We start from the raw sequence: 17,367 nt of genomic DNA, 5'->3' as shown, positions 1-17,367 counted from the left end.
CCGATCCTCCCACCGGCCGGGATGCGGCATCCCTCATCGCGCCCTCGCCCGGCGCGCCGAGCGCGACCTACACGGCCGCCGGCTCGACCGCCGGCGACGCCGCCGTCAGGCGCCCGTCGTGCAGCTCGAGCACCCGGTCGGCCCGGGCGAGCATCGCAGGATCGTGCGTCGCGACGATCGCGGCCGTGCCACGCTCGTGCACGAGCTGGGCGATCAGCGCCATGATCTGCGCCCCGGTCTCGGAGTCGAGCTGCCCGGTGGGCTCGTCGGCCAGCAGCACGGCCGGCTGCGCCACGAGCGCCCGGGCGATCGCGACCCGCTGCTGCTGCCCGCCCGACAGCTCGGCCGGCCGCTGCGCGGTGTGCTCGGCCAGCCCCACGGCCTCGAGCGCCTCGGCCACGCGGCGGCGGCGCTCGGCCGGGTCGGTGCGGCGGATCCGCAGCGGCACCTCGACGTTCTCGGCGGCCGACAGCACGGGCAGCAGCCCGAACCCCTGGAACACCGACGCGACCCGCGTGCCGAGCAGGGCGCGGCCGCCGCGCGCGTAGAGGTCCTGGCCGTCGACCTCGACGGTGCCCGAGGACGGCGCATCCAGCCCCCCGAGCATCGTCAGCAGCGTCGTCTTCCCGGCGCCGGACCGGCCGCGGATCGCGACCAGCTCGCCCGCGTCGACGTCGAGGTCGACGCCGCGCACGGCGGTCACCTCGCCCGCGGGCGTGCGATAGACGCGGGTGAGTCCGGTCGCATGCAGCACGGTCATGCCTGTTCTCCTTCGTCTTGCAGCTCTTCGGCCGGGCCGGAGGGGGTGGATGCCGTGCCCGGCCGCACCTCGATGCGGTCGGTCTCGAGCGACAGGCGCACGCGCTCGCGCAGGCTGAGCGCCTCGACGTACTCGGCGGGCAGCTGCATGCGCCCGGCCCGGTCGAGCACGGCGTACTCGGCGGCGGTGCGGACGCTGCGGCCCTCGGCGTCGGTGTGGGTCGTGCGCAGGGTCTCGGTCGCGGTGCGGCCATCGCGGATGCGCACGGTCCGGTCGACGTGCTCGGCCACGGCGACGTCGTGCGTCACGATCAGCGTCGTCACGCCGCGGTCGCGGTTCGCCGCCTCCATCGCGGCGAGCACCTCGGCGCTGGTCAGCTCGTCGAGCTCGCCGGTCGGCTCGTCGGCCAGCAGCACGCGCGGCTCGTTCGCGAGGGCCACAGCGATCGCGACCCGCTGCTTCTGTCCGCCCGACAGCTGGGCCGGGCGCTGGTCGGCGACCTCGGCGACGCCCAGTTGCTCGAGCAGCTCCTCGGCCTGCGCGGCCCGCCGGCGCTTGTCGACGACGCCGGCCACGGCGTGCACCATCGCGATGTTCTCGCGCGCGGTCAGGTACGGCAGCAGGTTGCGGCCGGATTGCTGCCACACGAACCCGACGGTGCGCCGGCGGTAGTCCAGCCGCTCGCGCCCGCGCATCGCCACCAGGTCGTGTCCTGAGACGCGGGCGCGGCCGGCACTGGGGGTGTCGGACCCCGACAGGATGCCCAGCAGCGTTGACTTGCCCGACCCCGAAGCCCCCACGAGCGCGACCATCTCGCCCGGCTGCACGGTCAGGTCGAGCCCCTGCAGCGCCTGCACCTCGACGCCCTGCGCCGTGAAGATGCGCACGAGCCCTTCGCAGACGATGTCGGGCATCGTGCTGACGATGTCGGGCATCGTGCTGACGATGTCGCTCATGATGTCGTTCCCTTCCTCACGTGTCCGCCTCTTCGTCGACGCGCCGCAGGGCGCTGGCGGCGCTGACCCGGGACGCGACCACCGCCGCCAGGGCGATCCCGATCGCCGCGATCAGCACGAACGCGGCCGACACGGCCAGGGGTATCCAGCTGTGCACAGCCAGGTCGGGCTGGGCGCGCCCGCCGACGAAGCGGGTCAGGTCGACGCCCGGCAGCAGAAGCATCGGCAGCAGGTACCCGACCGCGAGCCCGACCGGCAGCGCGATCAGCAGCGGCGGGCCGACCTCCCACGCCACCAGCGGCAGCTCGCGACCGCGCGGGTAGCCCTGCGCCTGCAGCAGTCCCATCATGCGACCGCGCGACGGCGCTCCGCGCAGCAGCGTCATCATCACGGCGAACACCAGCAGCACGGTGGCGATGGCGGGGGATGCCGCGAGCACCCGCTGCACGGTCGCCAGGGCGGGGTCGGTGCTGCGGTCCTCCACCACCTGCGCGGGCGTGACAGTACGGCCGGCATCGCCCGCGGCCGTGCGCAGGGATGCCGCGACCTGCGCCGGATCGGCGCCCGGGCTCAGCGACAGCAGCGCGGTCTGCATGACCGCTCCGCCGCCGAGGATGCGCTCGGCGTTCGCGCGGTCGATCACGATCCACCGCGCGACGGGCGCGAACGCCGCGCCGTCGGCGGTGGCCGCGATGTGCAGGTCGACGCCGTGGATCATGAGGTCCGCTCCGCCGAGCGCATCCACCGCCGCCTGCGACGCCACGGCGGTCACGGCGCCGGCTCCTGCATCGGCCATCCCGGCCGGCAGCGGCAGCGCATCGGGGACCCCGGCCTGCACGCGGGCGAACTCGGCCGCGTCGATCGCATACACCGTGAGCGTGACCCACTGCTTCGCGCCATTGGCGGGCAGCTGTGCGTCCGCGTACACGCCGGCGACGGCCTCTACTCCCGGCACGGCGCGCAGCGCCTGCGCGTCCAGCGCGGTGGCGGTGACCTGCACGTCTGCGCCGACGGTCGCGCGGGCGGATGCCGCGAGCCCGGCAGAGACGGTCGCGCCGAAGATCACCGCGAACATCGCACCGGCCACGCACACGATGGCCGCGAGCGCCGGTGCGACGGGCAGCGTGCGCCCCCGGCGGGCGCGCGCGGGACCGAGCACGGACATGACGCCGCGTCCTGCGCGCAGCGCCGCCTCGACGGCGGTGAGCACCCAGGGCACCAGTCGCAGCACGGCCACGCAGCCGATCGCCGCCAAGGCTGCCGGCACGGCGGCGCGGATCGGGTCGACGGCGCCCGCTCCCCCGCCCGCCATCGCCGCGGCGACGACGGCGGCGGCCGCGACCACCACGGCGGCTTCGACCAGCAGCCGCCGACGGCGCAGGGGCTTGGAGGCGACGCCCAGGTCGGATCGCGCGGACCGGTGCGCGGCGGCGAACGCGGTCACCGGGACCGTGACGGCGGGCGTCAGCGCCACGACGACGGGGACGAACGCGGCGATCGCGCTGACCCAGCCGGCCGTGAGGGCTGCGATCACACCGCCGGCGATCGCCCCGATCGCGCCGAGCACAAGACCCTCGGCGGCCAGCAGTGTCGAAAGCAGGGCGACGGATCCGCCTCGGGCGCGAGCAAGCCGCACCGACGTCGAGCGCCGGATCCCCAGCATCCGTCCCGTCATCGCCGCGGCGACGATCGCGACCAGCAGCGGTCCGATGGCTGTGAGCGTGACGACGGCGACCATCGCGTCGCCGCTGGCGGCGCCCGCGTCGAGGGCATTGGGCGCCGCGGTGCTGAACGCGAGGCCGGTCTGGAACCACAGCTCGCTGTTGACGTTGTAGTCGAAGTTCTCGCCGACGAAGCCGCGCAGCTCCGTCGCGATCGTGGCGGCCGAGGGGCCGTCGATGCGGTCGACCAGCAGCGGGAACCACACCGTGGTCGAGGTCGTCCCGCCCAGCGGCCCGAGTTCGCGGAGCATCCCGGGCGCGGCGTACGCGGTCGCGAGCAGGATCTTGTCGCCCATCGGCGAGACCTCCAGCCCGGTCTTCAGCCCGGTGCGCTGATGCGTCCAGTCGGGGTCGGCGGGGTCCTTCACCTCGTACACGCCGGTGAGCTCGACGGTCGCCGGCGCGGCGGAGCCCCTCATGCCGCGCTTGTCGCCCACGTGCCACTGCAGGGTGGTGGCGGCTTCGCGCGACAGCGCGATCTGCACGACCGGGTCGCCGTCGGCGCTGACGTCGGGCATCGTGCCGGCCACGAAGCGCACCCGACGGGCGAACAGCGGGTCGAGCACGATCTGCACCTTGTTCGCGGGCGCCGCGCCCTTCGCGGGGATCGCCGGCCGGCTGTCGACCGTGACGAACACGCGGGGCAGGCCGAACACGTCGCGCAGCGGGTGCGGCAGTTGCGGCAGGATGCGCTCGGCGCCCGCGAACGGCTGCCCCCACCACTGCGCATCGGCGCCCAGGTGCGTGCGGGTCGAGGCCGCCTGGCCGGGCACGGCCGGTCCGCGCAGGTTGGCCACCGGGTCGATGGTCTCGCTGCGCAGCGTCGCGAGCTGCGCGCGCACCGTGTCGGTCTGGGCCTTCTCGATCACGGCGGGCACGACGGCGCCTGCCAGGGCGATCACCGCGACCACGAGCACGACGACCAGCGACGCGATCGGGGCGGTGGTCACCGCCCGCAGCGCGAGCAGGATGCCGGGAATGCGGCGGCGGGCGGTCATGCCGCGCCCCCGATCGTCAGGGCGCCGACCAGGGCAGGTCCCAGCCAGACCGCGATCGCGACCCCGGCTCCCGCGCCCACGATCACCGCGATCCCGGCCGAGACCGTCAGCTCGATCGCGGTCGAACGCTTCTGATGCGCCGACGTGAATCCGAACGCGCGCAGCGGCACGGCCTCGTCGCGCCGGTCGCGGATGCCGGCGATCGCCACTGCGGCGAACCCGACGACGGCCAGCAGGGCGACGATCGCGACGCCGGTGGCGACCATCGCCAACATCGGATCGACCAGCGGGGCGCTGCCGATCGAGGCGGCGGTCACGATCCGCACCGGTGTGCGCGACGCCGCGCGCAGGGCCGTCGACGTGCCTGCGATGTCGGCGGCCTGGGCCCACAGCTCGTTGGCCGCCGGCACCGAGCCGCCCAGCTGCAGAGCCCGGCCGGTGAGCGCGGTCAGGTCCATCGCGACGCCGGGTGCGCCACCGATCCCCGGCAGCCGATCCCGCACGGCGACCACGACGGCGTCGATCGGCCGGGCAAGGGTCCCGAGGCCGATGGCCACGGTGTCGCCGTCGTGCAGGGCGAGGGCGTCGGCGAACGACCGGGTGACCACGATGGCAGCGCGCGCGTCCGTGTCGCCGATCGCCAGCCCCCGGCCGTGTCGGCTGTGGCTGTCGAGCGTGATGGCGAACGAGGCCTCGCGGTCGGCGCCGTGCGCGGTGGCCTGCACCCCGACGTCGCTCGACGTGTCGGGGGCGGCCTTGCCGCCGCTCTCGAAGATCCCCGAACCATCGCTGCCCAGCGGGACCTCGTACGATGCGGTCGCCTCTCCGTTCTGCTGCGGACCGGGGGCGGATGCCTCGACGGCGGCGAGCCGGTCGCCCGAGAGCACGGCCGCGGTGAGCCGATGCCTCGTCCGGTCCGGCGCGACGGTGCCGAGCGTGATCACGCGCGCCGCGCCCGACGGGTCGGTCAGCCAGGCGCGGATCGTGACCTTCAGGCCGGGCGTCGGCGTCAGGCCCTCGGGGGGCGAGGCGGTCACGTCCACGGCGAGCGTGTCGCTGAGGGCCGCTGCGACCCCCGGATCGAGGGTGGATGCCGGGACCTGCGCTTCGCGCGCCAGCACGGCCGCGGGCAGCGCCACGAGCTGCCCGCCGACCTGGCCCGACGTGATGGGTGAGACGAACGCGGTGTGCACGCGCGCGTGCGGGGCGTCGATGCTGCGCGCGTCGAGCGTCGGGGACGTGCCGTCCACGATCGGCGACGTGTCGTACACCGCCCGCACGTCCGCGCCGACGACGGCGTCGGTGCCATTGCGCGCGGCGTCGCCGGCGCCCGCGACGGCGACCGCCGCGAACAGGATCGCCCCGGCCGCCAGTGACAGGCTCAGCACGCCCGCCAGCACGATCGGCGCACGGCGGGCCAGGCGACGCAGGGCGAGCACACCGCCCAGGCCGCGCGTGCCGCGTGCAGCCCGCGCGGCCCCCGATGCCACGGGCCCCGCGACCAGCGCCCCGACGAGCCCGGCGGCGATGATGGCCAGGGCGGGAGCGGCGGCGGCCGCGATGTCGGCCGACCCGTCGGGGGCGAGCCCGGCGGTCAGCAGCTGCGCGGCGGCGAGCCCGGCCAGGACGGCTGCGAACACGGCGGCCCCGGCGATGCCGGCGACCGTCTGCCGGGTGACGTCGCCGCGCGCGCCGAGCCCCGTGAGGGCCGCCCCGGTGAACACGGCGGTGATCAGCACGAACGCGCCGGCCGCGCTGACTGCGGCCGGCCCCAGAGCCGCCGCGGGCGACGATCCGGCCAGCACGCCCGCGGCCGTGCCGACGGCGAGCGCGACGACGCCGATGAGCCCCGCCGCACCCGCGACCTCGGCCAGCACGGCGGCGCGCGAGGCGCCCCGTCGCCGCAGCAGGTCGATCTCGTCGGCCAGGCGCCGGCCGATCCCGCGGGCGAGCACGCCGAGCACGAGGGCGCCCACGACGACCAGCAGCACGACCGGGATGGCCAGGATGCTGCGGCTCGCCGCCGAGGCGCCGGCCGCACGGGCCAGCGTCGCGTCCCAGCCGCCCGAGATGCGCACTCCCACCCCGTTCTGGTTCATCTCGTCGACCGCCGTCGACATCCGCGCGATCCCGGCGCGCAGCGGGGCGATCGCGGCGTCGGTCACCGGGTGCGCTGCCGACACGGTCCACCTCTCGCGCACGCCCTGGCCGACGGCGTCGATCACGTCCTCGTCGACCAGCACCGGCCCCGCCGCCGCCCCGTCCAGGCCCGAGGCGACCGAGGGCTGACCGGCCCAGACCGACGCTGCCGCATCGGCGGGCCGCCACTGCCCGACCAGCCGGATTCGCGCGCCGCCGCTGACGATCGTGTCGCCGGGGCCCACGCCCAGCCGCTGCGCGGCCGCCTCGGCGATCGCCCCCTCGCCGCCGGACGGCCACGACCCCTGCGTCAGGGTCGCCTGGCGTGAGATGCCGGCGTCGGCGACGAGCACGACGGACGTGACCGGCCGGGCGCCGTCGGCACCGGTGTCGTCCAGCGGCGCCTCGGCCCACGCGGTGCGGTCGGCGTGCGCCGCCGTTCCGAACGCCGCCCGGATCGCGGCATCCACCGCCTTGGGGTCCGTGCCGTCCCGCGGCGCGTCGATCACGACCGAGCGGTCCATCGGGTCGGCGTCGGCCACCACCTGCGCGACACCGCCGTCGACGGCGTGGTCGATGACCGCGCCGGCGCCGGCGAGGGTCCCGCCCAACGCGGCGGCGACCACGCCGAGCACCGCCAGGTGCCCGGCATGCTGCGCGGCACGGCGTACGGCGAACAGCATGCAGCTCCTCCGTTGGTGCGACCTATAGGCTAGCTGGCCCGCCAGCACCCCGCCAGGTGGTCGTCCACCATTCCCGCCGACTGCATGAGCGCGTACATCGTGGTGGGTCCGACGAACCGGAACCCGCGGCGCCGCAGCTCTCGGCTCATCGCGGTGGATTCGGGGGTGGATGCCGGCAGCACGCCGAAGGCGGTCGCCCGCGCGCCGCGCGCCGCGGGCGCGAACGACCACATGAGCGCGTCGAGGTCGCCGTCGGCCATGTCGTCGACCAGCCGGGCGTTGCCGATCGCGGCCTCGATCTTCGCGCGGTTGCGCACGATGCCGGCATCGGCCATCAGCCGCTCGATGTCGGCGTCGCCGAAGCGCGCCACCACGGCCGGATCGAACGCGGCGAACGCCTCACGGAACCGCGGCCGCTTGCGCAGGATCGTGATCCAGCTCAGCCCCGCTTGGAAGCCCTCGAGCGTCATCTTCTCGTAGAGCGGCCGGTCACCGTGCAGCGGCGTGCCCCACTCCTCGTCGTGGTAGCGGCGGTACTCGGCGTCGTCGCCCACCCACGCGCAGCGCATACGCCCGTCCGGGCCGGTCACCAGGCTGTCGCTCACCGGGTCAGACTATCCGCCACCCCCGACCCCGTCAGACGACGACCACCTCGACCCCCAGCGCGCGCAGCCGGTCCAACTCGTGCTCGTCGGCCGACGTGTCGGTGATGAGCACGTCGATCTGGTCGCTGTCGGTCATGCGCGCCAGCGCCGCCCGGCCGATCTTCGAGCCGTCGGCGACCACCATCGTCCGCCGCGCCTTGGCGACCATCGCGTGGTTCGTGCGGGCCTCGATCTCGTCGTGCGTCGTGATCCCGGCCTCGGCCGAGACCCCGTCGGCGCCCAGGATCGCGGTGCCCACGTTCACGGCCGTGAACGTGCCCTCGGCGAGCACGCCGACCAGCTCCAGCGACTGCGGCCGCAGCATCCCGCCCGTCATCACGACCTTCAGCCGCGGGTTCGAGGCCACCTGGATCGCGATCGTCAGCGAGTTCGTGACGATCGTCAGATCGGGGCGGTGCGCGAGCTCACGGGCCACGCCCGCGGTGGTGGTGCCGCCGCTGAGCGCGACGGCGTGCCGCTCCCGCGGGATGCGGGCGGCGGCGGCCCGCGCGATGCGCCGCTTCGCGTCCTGGAAGCGGGTGTCGCGCAGAGCGACGGGCAGCTCCGCGACCGTGCCGGTGGCCCGGGCGCCGCCGTGCGTGCGCACGATCAGCCCTTGTTCAGCCAGCGCCGACAGGTCGCGTCGCATCGTCGCCGCCGACGCCTCGAACATGTCGGTGAGCTCGGCGATCGAGGCGTCGCCGCGCTCGGCGATCGCGTCGAGGATGTCGGCCATCCGTCGGGATCGCTTCGCCGACCCGGTGAATTCGGGAAGGGTGCGAGTTGTCACGATGACCGCCAATCGCGCACGTCCGTCCCCCCGACGTGCAGTTCCACATCCATTGTTACGCGGGCTGCCGCCATGCGTCACCTTCCGTCCCGACCGGCATGCGTCATCCTTTCAGCCCCGACGTCGCGAGCCCGTCGATGACGCGGCGCTGCAGCACGATGAACATGATGAGCACGGGCGCCATCGCCATGAGGCTGGCCGCCATCAGCACCGGGTAGTCGATCTGCCGGTCGCCCGCGAGGGTGGCCAGTCCCGCCGACAGCGGCATGCTCTCGGCCTGCGTCGCGACCACGAGGGGCCACAGCAGCAGGTTCCACGAGAACAGGATCGTGGTGATCGCCAGCACGCTGATGCTCGGGTGCACGAGCGGCAGCATGACCCGGGTGAAGACCTGGAACGGGTTGGCGCCGTCGATGCGGGCCGCCTCTTCGAGCTCGACGGGCAGGCTCAGAAATGCGGTGCGCATGAGGAACGTGCCGAACGCGCTGAACAGGCCCGGTGCGACGATGCCCAGGAGCGTGTTCAGCCAGCCCAGCGACTGCACGATCTGGTACTGCGAGAGCAGGTACACCTGCGAGGGCACGAGCAGGATCGACAGCACGAGCGCCAGCAGCAGCGCGCGCCCGCGGAAGCGCATGCGGGCGAACGCATAGCCGGCGAACGTGCACAGCACGATCTGCGCGAGGGTCTGGATGACGGTCATCGCCACCGATGTCTGCAGCTGCTGCAGGAACGGCAGGCGCTGGAACACCTCGGCGAAGTTCGACCACTGCAGCTCGTGCGGCCAGAACGTCGGCGGCACCGACTGCACCTCGGCCTGGGTCGACAGCGACATGACGATCTGCCACAGGAACGGGAACGCCATGATGAACCCGCCGACGCCCAGCACCACGTGGATCCACCACACGCGGCCCTCGCGCTGCACCGGGGGCCGGCCGCGCCGCTTGGGCGTGGCGCCGTGGGTCACGATCGCGCGGGTGCCGGTCAGCTCGTCAACCGGGATGTCGGTCATGAGTTCACCCACCGTCGCTGCACGCGGAACTGCAGGAGCGTGACCAGGCCGATGATCGCGAAGATCACGATCGCGATCGCCGCGGCCATGCCCTTGTCGTTCTGGATGAAGCCCGTCGAATAGAAGTAGAAGACCAGCGACATCGTCTTGGGCATCACCGGGTTGGTGCTGCCGAGGATCGCGTAGAGCAGGTCGAACAGCTGGAAGCTGCCGATCGTCGTGATGATCAGGACGAAGAAGATACTCGGGGTCAGCAGCGGCACGGTGACCGAGCGGAACTGCCGCCACCGGCTCGCGCCGTCCATGCGCGCGGCCTCGTACAGCTCGGCGGGGATGTCCTTCAGCCCGGCGCCGAGGATGATCATCGAGAAGCCGACCGACGACCACAGCCCGACGATCGAGACGGCCACCAGGGCGAACCCGGGTGTGGAGATCCAGTACGGGCCCTTGATCCCGACCAGCGACAGCGTCTGATTCAGCACGCCGAAGTCGCCGTTGAAGATGATGCGCCAGACCAGCGCGATCGCCGCGGGCATCGCGACGTAGGGCAGGAAGAACAGCACACGGTAGAACTGCGCGAACCGCAGTCCCGGTGTGTTCAGCAGGCTCGCAAGCCACACGGCGATCGGGATGCCGAGCAGCACGATCGCCGTGTACACGAGTGTGTTCGCCAGCGACTGGTACAGCTGCGGGTCGGCGAACATGGTGGCGTAGTTCGCCAGGCCCGCGAAGCTCACCCCGCCGAAGACGCCCCACTCGGTGAACGAGAAGAAGAACGTCTGGACGATCGGCCACAGGTAGAACACCGCGACCCCGAGCAGGAGGGGGCCGGCGAACAGCCACGGCCACGCCCCGTCCGTGCGCGCCCGCCCCCGCCCGCGGGTGCGGGCGGGGGCGGGCGCACGGCCCGACGCGGTGCGCGCGGGCGCCTGCGTGTCGAAGGCCACGGCGTCACTCCTTCGCGAGGGCCGCATTCATCTGACCGGCGAGGTCCTTGAGCACCTCGGGCACGGGCTTGGATCCGTCGAACGCCGACGGCAGCAGGTTCGTCTCGAACGCGTTCCACGCGGCCGTGTTCTTCGAGATCGGCAGCGGCTTGGCGTAGGCCACCGCGTCGAGGAACACCTGCAGGTCGGCGTTCGGCATCGACGCCGTGAACGCGTCCTGCGTCCCCATGAACGCCGGGATCACGGCGCCCATGTCGCCCTGCTGCTGCTGGGCCTCTTTGCCGGCGAGGTAGGACTGCAGCGCCTGGGCCGCCTGCTTGTTCTTCGAGGCGGCCGCGACGACGTTCGATACGCCGTGGATGACGGTGGCCTGCTCCTTGCCGCGGGGCAGCGGGATCACGACGACATCCTTCTCCATCGGCGTGCCGATCAGCGCGGGACGGAACCAGCTGCCGCCCTGGTACATCGCGAGCTTGCCGGAGGTGAACCACTGGTCGGCGCTCGTGTCGGTCAGCTGCGGGATCGACGGCGAGGCGCCCGACGCGATCAGGTCGGTCCAGAACTGGATGCCCGCGGCCGCCTCGGGGGTGTCGTAGCCCGACGTCTTGCCGTCGGGCGAGACGACGCTGCCGCCGGCCTGGAAGATCGTGTCGTAGTAGGTGGTCTGCCCGTCCATCCCGGCGGCGGCGCCGTAGATGCCGGAGGCCTTGAGCTTCTTCGAGATCTCGGCGGCCGTCTTCTGGAAGTCGTCCCAGGTCCAGTCGGCGGCCGGCAGCGGCACGCCCGCCTTCTCGAACAGAGCCTTGTTGGCCCACACCGCGATGGTGTCGAAGTCCTTCGGCACGCCGTAGGCCGTGCCGTCGTACGTGTACATCTCGTCCAGGGCCTTCGAGTAGTTCGCCGGATCGATCTCGCCGGCCTCGACCTGGCCGGTGATGGGTGCGAGCTTGCCGTTGGACGCGTACAGCTGGAAGTTCGGCCCGTTCATCCAGAACAGGTCCGGCAGCGTGTTGCTCGAGGCCTGGGTCTGCAGCTTGGTCCAGTAGCTCGCCCAGGGCGTGACGTCGACGGTGACGTCGATGTTCGGATACTCCTTGTTGAACCCCTCGATGTTGGCCTTGATGGCGGCGACCTGGTTCTGGTCCCACAGCGCGTAGCTGATCTTCGCCTTGAGGTCCTTGGGCGCGGGGGTGTAGGACGCATCGCCCTGCGGAGCGCCGCTGGATCCGGCGCAGCCGGCCAGCAGCATCGCGGCACCGACGACGACGGCGAGGACTGTGCCGCGGCGGGCGCGGCGCGAGGTGTTGGGGGGCATGCTGTGTTCCTTTCGGGGCGCCGTCAGCGATGTCGGTCGCCGACGGCATCGGTGGATCGGACCGGCCACTCTGCCGGCACGGCGGGGATGTCGCGCGGCGTCGATCCGTCGCGCAGGGATTCGGTGGCCAGGGCCCCGACGGCCACGGCCTGCCGAGCGGCGATCGGCGACAGGGTCACCGGCTCGCCGAGCGCGACGTGGCGCACGAACTCGGTCATCGTGATCGCGTCCGCGTCCTGATGGCCCTCGGCGACGCCGGCGATCGGGTACGACCGGTCGCCGCCGAGGTCCCAGTTGCGGCGCCGGTTCCACACCGTGACGGACCCACCGGCGGTGTCGCCCTGGTTCTCGAGGCGCCCTTCGGTGCCGATCACGGTGTAGTTGCGCCAGTAGTCGGGCGTGAAGTGGCACTGCTCGTAGCTGGCCTGCACGCCGCCGGCGATGCTCATGAGCACCATCGAGACGTCCTCGACGTCGACCACCGGGTTCAGCCCGGTCTGGGTGGCCGGGGGCCAGTTCTCGAACGAGAACCACTCCTGCACGCGCTCGCCGGAGCGGTCGCGACGATCGGTGATGTCGCCGTAGACGGCCAGCGTCCCCATGCCGACGACGCGCTGCGTGTAGCCGCCGGCCAGAGCGTGGATGACGTCGATGTCGTGGCACGCCTTCTGCAGCAGCAGCGAGTTCACTTTGCGCCGGTCGGCGTGCCAGTCCTTGAAGTAGTAATCGCCGCCGTTGCCCACGAAGTGCCGGCACCAGATCGCCTTGACCTCGCCGATCTCGCCGCGGTCGACGATCTCGCGCATGAGGCGCACGACCCCCGCGTGCCGGAAGTTGTGCCCGACGTACAGGAACGTCCCGCTCCGGGCCGCGGCGGCGAGGATCGCGTCACAGTCGTCGACGGTGAGCGCCATCGGCTTCTCGAGATAGACGGGGATGCCCGCGTGCAGCAGGTCGATCGCGATCTCGGCGTGCGTCCAGTCGGGTGTCGTCACGATCGCCGCGTCGATGCCCCCCGCCGCGAGCATCGCCCGGTGGTCGTCGAACAGGGTCGCGTCGGGGAACATGCGGGATGCCGTGACCCGGCCGCGATCGGACGGCTCGGCCACGGCGGTCACGGCGGCCGGGACGCCCGTGCTGCTCAGGTGCTGCGCGATCGCCGCACGCTGCCCCGCTCCCACGACGCCCACCCGCAGCGGTCGTCCCGTGATCGTGTCGTCCACCGTGCCTCGCCTCTCTGCGCGGCGTGGCGCCTCTGCGCGCCGCCCTGGGCCCTCATGGTGGCAAAGCGATCACTCTTCCGCAATGTTTGCGCGCCTTTCCGCCCAAACAATCACTCAAACTGCGCATTCGCGCACTCCCCCTGCCCTTGCCCGCTCGCCGAGGCGTCCGTCCATCCCGCGAGGCCGCCCCCACCGGGCACGAGAAAGGGGACCGCGTTCCCGACCGCGGTCCCCGCGAAGGCATGCGCCTCACCCCAGCCCGATGGGCCCGATGGATGGGGCGCCGAAGCCTGCCCTCACTATGTAGATGCCCCGAGGAGCCCGAAACGATACAGTCGATCCCTGATCGTTATCGTTCCGTGATGATTCGGGCATTCGTCGCCGGCGGCGTCACTTGCCGGCAGATGCCTGCTTGCGCAGCGTCTTCTCGCTGATCGGCGCCTCACCCGCCGCGCGCAGCGCCGCGTAGTACGCGCGTGCCTCGTCCTGCCGCTCCTGCTCGCCGCCGAGGGCGATGGGTGCGCGCACGTGCTCGGGCGCGAAGCCGAAGGCGTCGACGAGGTCCTGCGCGTGCGGGCGCAGCCGGGCGCAGAGCCGGTCGATGTAGCGGGTGACGGATGCCGCGCGCTGGGCCGACAGGCGCCCGTTGACCAGGTGCCAGGCCAGGTGCCGCTCGATCAGCCAGAGACCGAACAGGTCGCGCAGCCAGGTGAGCACCTGACGGGTGTCGTCGTCTTCGATCCCGGCGACGCCTTCGGCGAACGCTTCCCACTGCAGCAGCTCGCCGTGCGCGCGGGCGGCCTCGATGAGCTCGGACTGGTGCTCGTTGAACAGGGCGGCGGCCTCGGCCTGCGACAGCTTCGCGGCCGGGCGCAGCGCGGTGGCCACGTCCGTCACCATCTGCTCGACGCGTCCGGCCAGCAGTTCGTGCTGCTGCTCGGCGCGCAGCCCCAGCTCGACCGAGCGCGCGGTCGACCCGAAGTCGGCGACCGACTGGCCGAGCTGACGCAGCCCCGCCCCGTGGAAGATCCGGCCCGCGGTCTGGCCGACCGCGAAGCGGGCCAGGGCGGCGGCATCCTTCTCCTTGAACTGCTTCGCGAAATCGCTCAACAGGCGCTTGCCGACCAGCTGCAGCAGAATGTTGTTGTCGCCCTCGAACGTTGCGTACACGTCGAGGTCGTGGTGCAGGTCGACCAGCCGGTTCTCGGCCATGAAACCGGCGCCGCCGCAGGCCTCGCGGCACTCCTGGATCGTATCCAGTGCGTTCCAGGTCGACAGGGGCTTGAGCGCCGCGGCGAGCGTCTCGAGGTTCTCGCGCTCGCTCGGCGTGTCGTGCGCGCCGCTGAACACGCCGTCGAACGTGCGCAGCAGCTGGTCGTGCGCGAAGAACTGCGCGTACGTCTGCGCGAGGCGCGGCAGCAGCCGGCGCTGGTGCTTGCCGTAGTCCAGCAGCACGACCTCGTCGGTGCCGGCGCCCGAGTCGAACTGGCGGCGCTGCCCGGCGTACGTGATCGCGATGTGCTCGGCGAGCGCGGCGCCCGTCGTCGCCGCGCCGTCGAGCGAGACGCGGCCCTGCACGAGCGCTCCGAGCATCGTGAAGAAGCGGCGGCCCGGGCTCGGGATGTCGCTGGAGTAGGTGCCGTCGGCGGCCACGTCGCCGTAGCGGTTGAGCAGGTTCTCGCGCGGGATGCGCACGTGGTCGAACGCGAGCCGGCCGTTGTCGATGCCGTTCAGGCCCCCCTTGACGCCGTCGTCCTCGCTCGAGACCCCGGGCAGGGTGGCGCCGTTCGCGTCTCGGATCGGCACGAAGAAGCAGTGCACCCCATAGTTCACGCCGCCGGTGATCAGCTGCGCGAACACGGCAGCCGCCCGGCCGTGGATGGCGGCATTGCCGAGGAACTCCTTCGTGGCCGCGCGGAACGGGGTGTGGATGACGAACTCCTCGGTCTCGACGTCGTAGGTCGCCGTCGTGCCGATGGCCGCGACATCCGACCCGTGCCCCATCTCGGTCATCGCGAACGCGCCCGGCAGCGCCAGGGTGCGCACGTCGGCGAGCCACTTGTCGTGGTGGGGCTTCGTGCCCAGCTGCTGGATGGCCGAGCCGAACAGTCCCCACTGCACGCCGGCCTTGATCTGCATGCTGGGATCGGCCAGCACGAGCTCTTCGAACGAGGCGAGGTTGCCGCCGTTGTCCTCCTGCCCGCCGTGCGCGCGGGGGAACGCCCGCCCGCTCGCGTCGGCCTGCACGAACAGCTGCAGCTGCCCGAACACGCGCTCGCGGTGCTCGGCCACCGGCTGCCCGTGGATCTGCCAGAACGCGGGATCCTTGATCATCTCGCGCGACTCGAGCCGCGCCTGCGCCCACGTGCCGAGCAGCAGCTCGGTCACGCGTGCAACGTCGATGCGCGCCTCTCTCGCCTCGGCGGCGGAGTGCGCGGCGGTGGGGGCGCCGCCCTCGGGCGTGTGCTTGTGCGTGGACGGCTTCTTCGAACGGACGACGTCGGCCATGGGGAACCTTTCGCAGGGGTACCCCTTGACGGTAGGTCTCACACAACTGCGCCCCAACTCCGTGGTGGGATGCCACAACCCGGCCGGTGCTCGTCGCGGGCCCGGATTGTGGCATCCGCACACCGTGTCGGAGGGCCGGGTCATGATCGACGTATGCACGTCGCACTCGAACCCTGGTCGGAGGCCGATCTGCCGCTGCTGGAGCGCGCCAATACGCCGGCGATGACCCGGTTCATCGGGGGTCCCGAGACGGCCGAGCAGCTCGTCGAGCGCAACCGGCGGTACCTGCGGCTGTCTGCTTCGGGCGAGGCCGAGATGTACCGGATCGAGGTCGACGGCGAGCCGGCCGGCGGCATCGGGTTCTGGAACATCGACCACGAGGGGACGCCGGCATACGAGACCGGGTGGAACACGCTGCCGGAGTTCCAAGGGCGGGGCGTCGCTCGCGAAGCGCTCGGGATGCTGATCCCCCGCGTCGCCGCACGCGGCGACCGCGATCTGCTCGTCGCCTACCCCGGCGTCGACAACCCCGCCTCGAACGCACTGTGCCGCGGTGCGGGCTTCACGCACGCCGGAACGCGCACCGAGCCGTGGCGCGGGGGCGAGCTCACCAGCAATGTGTGGGTGCTCGGGCTCCGGCATCCCTGACCGGCACGCCCCTCACCCGAACGCCTCGGCGACGAGCTCGGCGAACAGCTCCTCGACGTCGCAGTCCGCACCGCGGCGGGCGAACCAGTCGCAGACGTTGACGCAGTCCCGGTGCAGCAGGTCGAAACCCTGCGGGTTGGCGGCGAGGTCGACGATCTGCGGCAGGTCGATGACCACCACGCGGCCCTCGTGCAGGAGCAGGTTGTATGGCGACAGATCGCCGTGGGCGTAGCCGGCGCGGGCGAGGGCACGCATGATCTCGACCGTCTGCTCGTGCAGGCCCCGCAATGCGTCGCCGCGCTCCTTCGATTGGGCCAGGCGCGGGGCGGCGACGGTGCCGGTGCCGATGAACTCCATGAGCACCTCGGATCCGGTCACCTGGACGGGGTAGGGCACGGCGACGCCGAGCGTCCACAGTCGGCACAGCGCCTCGAACTCGGCGTAGGACCACTGCGCGGCCGCGACCGAACGGCCGTAGGCCGTCTTCTTGGCGAGCGCCCGGGTGTCGCGGGAGTTGTCGGTGCCGCGCCCGTCGGTGTACACGGCGGAGCGGTGGAAGCTGCGGTGCTCCTCGCCGCGGTAGCGCTTGGCGGCCAGGACGACGTTCGTGGCGGGATCGTCGGGCACACCGCGCTCGATGAGGAAGACGTCGCCCTCCTTGCCGGTCTTGAGGATGCCGAGCTCGGTGTCGACGGCGCCGGCGGAGGTCACGACCCAGTCGGGTCGCGGCTCGGGGCCGCGCTCGGTGGGCAGGGCGTCGAGCCAGGTGGTCCAGCGCTGGCCGTCACGCAGGGTGACGTCGGCGAAGGCGAGCTCAAGGCCGTCGAAAGCGTCGAACGACGCGGAAGAAGTGGTCACGGGTGGGATGCTCCAGAGGACGGAGGCCACTCGTGCGGCGATGGCCTCTCAGGGATGGATGTCGGCGGAGGGCGCGACGAAGACGGTGTGCATCGTTGCCTCCCTTCCTCACATCCCGGGCGCATCCCGGTGCGCACGAGCCTAGCCCCGCCCCCGGTCGCTCCG

At 72.6% G+C, this 17,367-nt stretch carries 13 protein-coding genes; 1 reads left to right on the top strand and 12 read right to left on the bottom strand.

Translation table 11 applies throughout. From position 1 onward, the window contains the following. Window positions 1-67: 67 nt before the first annotated feature. From AC3RX0_RS11585 to AC3RX0_RS11535, 11 genes are all read right to left on the bottom strand, one after another. The gene (locus tag AC3RX0_RS11585) at window positions 68-760 is read right to left on the bottom strand and encodes an ABC transporter ATP-binding protein (RefSeq protein ID WP_491506132.1); all 693 of its coding nucleotides are present in this window, start codon (window positions 758-760) and stop codon (window positions 68-70) included. Then, window positions 757-1,716 carry an ABC transporter ATP-binding protein gene (locus AC3RX0_RS11580; RefSeq protein ID WP_491506131.1) on the bottom strand — a complete coding sequence of 320 codons (960 nt, stop codon included), beginning with the start codon at window positions 1,714-1,716 and terminating at the stop codon, window positions 757-759. The genes AC3RX0_RS11585 and AC3RX0_RS11580 overlap by 4 nt, the downstream gene beginning before the upstream one ends. A 16-nt stretch (window positions 1,717-1,732) precedes the next feature. Then, entirely contained in the window at window positions 1,733-4,435 is a 2,703-nt protein-coding gene (locus tag AC3RX0_RS11575) for an FtsX-like permease family protein (protein WP_491506130.1), read from the bottom strand. Then, the gene (locus AC3RX0_RS11570; RefSeq protein WP_491506129.1) at window positions 4,432-7,257 is read right to left on the bottom strand and encodes an ABC transporter permease family protein; all 2,826 of its coding nucleotides are present in this window, start codon (window positions 7,255-7,257) and stop codon (window positions 4,432-4,434) included. The genes AC3RX0_RS11575 and AC3RX0_RS11570 overlap by 4 nt, the downstream gene beginning before the upstream one ends. Window positions 7,258-7,286: 29 nt before the next feature. Then, window positions 7,287-7,826: a DNA-3-methyladenine glycosylase I gene (locus tag AC3RX0_RS11565; protein WP_491506344.1), complete on the bottom strand. Its 540-nt coding sequence runs from the start codon at window positions 7,824-7,826 to the stop codon at window positions 7,287-7,289. Window positions 7,827-7,893: 67 nt separating this feature from the next. Then, a complete protein-coding gene (locus tag AC3RX0_RS11560) occupies window positions 7,894-8,691 on the bottom strand; it encodes a DeoR/GlpR family DNA-binding transcription regulator (RefSeq protein WP_491506128.1) in 798 nt (265 codons plus the stop codon). A 103-nt stretch (window positions 8,692-8,794) separates the two neighbouring features. Further along, window positions 8,795-9,703: a carbohydrate ABC transporter permease gene (locus AC3RX0_RS11555; protein WP_491506127.1), complete on the bottom strand. Its 909-nt coding sequence runs from the start codon at window positions 9,701-9,703 to the stop codon at window positions 8,795-8,797. After that, window positions 9,700-10,650 (bottom strand): carbohydrate ABC transporter permease, encoded by a 951-nt coding sequence (locus AC3RX0_RS11550; RefSeq protein ID WP_491506126.1) that lies wholly within the window; start codon window positions 10,648-10,650, stop codon window positions 9,700-9,702. The genes AC3RX0_RS11555 and AC3RX0_RS11550 overlap by 4 nt, the downstream gene beginning before the upstream one ends. A 4-nt stretch (window positions 10,651-10,654) precedes the next feature. After that, window positions 10,655-11,965 carry an ABC transporter substrate-binding protein gene (locus AC3RX0_RS11545; RefSeq protein WP_491506125.1) on the bottom strand — a complete coding sequence of 437 codons (1,311 nt, stop codon included), beginning with the start codon at window positions 11,963-11,965 and terminating at the stop codon, window positions 10,655-10,657. Between the two features lie 23 nt (window positions 11,966-11,988). Continuing rightward, entirely contained in the window at window positions 11,989-13,188 is a 1,200-nt protein-coding gene (locus AC3RX0_RS11540) for a Gfo/Idh/MocA family protein (RefSeq protein ID WP_491506124.1), read from the bottom strand. Window positions 13,189-13,578: 390 nt separating this feature from the next. After that, window positions 13,579-15,696 (bottom strand): acyl-CoA dehydrogenase family protein, encoded by a 2,118-nt coding sequence (locus tag AC3RX0_RS11535; protein ID WP_491506123.1) that lies wholly within the window; start codon window positions 15,694-15,696, stop codon window positions 13,579-13,581. A gap of 153 nt (window positions 15,697-15,849) precedes the next feature. On the opposite strand from AC3RX0_RS11535, the gene AC3RX0_RS11530 reads away from it, so the two are divergent. After that, entirely contained in the window at window positions 15,850-16,344 is a 495-nt protein-coding gene (locus AC3RX0_RS11530; protein ID WP_491506122.1) for a GNAT family N-acetyltransferase, read from the top strand. A 12-nt stretch (window positions 16,345-16,356) separates the two neighbouring features. On the opposite strand, the gene AC3RX0_RS11525 is transcribed toward AC3RX0_RS11530, so the two are convergent. Beyond that, window positions 16,357-17,202, bottom strand: coding sequence for a serine protein kinase RIO (locus AC3RX0_RS11525; protein WP_491506121.1), 846 nt, complete (start codon window positions 17,200-17,202; stop codon window positions 16,357-16,359). Window positions 17,203-17,367: the final 165 nt, after the last annotated feature.

The organism is Microbacterium sp. W1-4-2 (assembly GCF_058349885.2).
The sequence above is the reverse complement of the archived record's forward strand: the minus strand, read 5'-3'. Positions and strand labels throughout refer to the sequence as shown.

Bases quoted from the DNA above. Each gene is read 5' to 3' on its own strand.
- AC3RX0_RS11585 (WP_491506132.1), bottom strand. From the start codon at position 760: ATGACCGTGCTGCATGCGACCGGACTCACCCGCGTCTATCGCACGCCC.
- AC3RX0_RS11580 (WP_491506131.1), bottom strand. From the start codon at position 1,716: ATGAGCGACATCGTCAGCACGATGCCCGACATCGTCAGCACGATGCCC.
- AC3RX0_RS11575 (WP_491506130.1), bottom strand. From the start codon at position 4,435: ATGACCGCCCGCCGCCGCATTCCCGGCATCCTGCTCGCGCTGCGGGCG.
- AC3RX0_RS11570 (WP_491506129.1), bottom strand. From the start codon at position 7,257: ATGCTGTTCGCCGTACGCCGTGCCGCGCAGCATGCCGGGCACCTGGCG.
- AC3RX0_RS11565 (WP_491506344.1), bottom strand. From the start codon at position 7,826: ATGCGCTGCGCGTGGGTGGGCGACGACGCCGAGTACCGCCGCTACCAC.
- AC3RX0_RS11555 (WP_491506127.1), bottom strand. From the start codon at position 9,703: ATGACCGACATCCCGGTTGACGAGCTGACCGGCACCCGCGCGATCGTG.
- AC3RX0_RS11545 (WP_491506125.1), bottom strand. From the start codon at position 11,965: ATGCCCCCCAACACCTCGCGCCGCGCCCGCCGCGGCACAGTCCTCGCC.
- AC3RX0_RS11535 (WP_491506123.1), bottom strand. From the start codon at position 15,696: ATGGCCGACGTCGTCCGTTCGAAGAAGCCGTCCACGCACAAGCACACG.
- AC3RX0_RS11530 (WP_491506122.1), top strand. From the start codon at position 15,850: ATGCACGTCGCACTCGAACCCTGGTCGGAGGCCGATCTGCCGCTGCTG.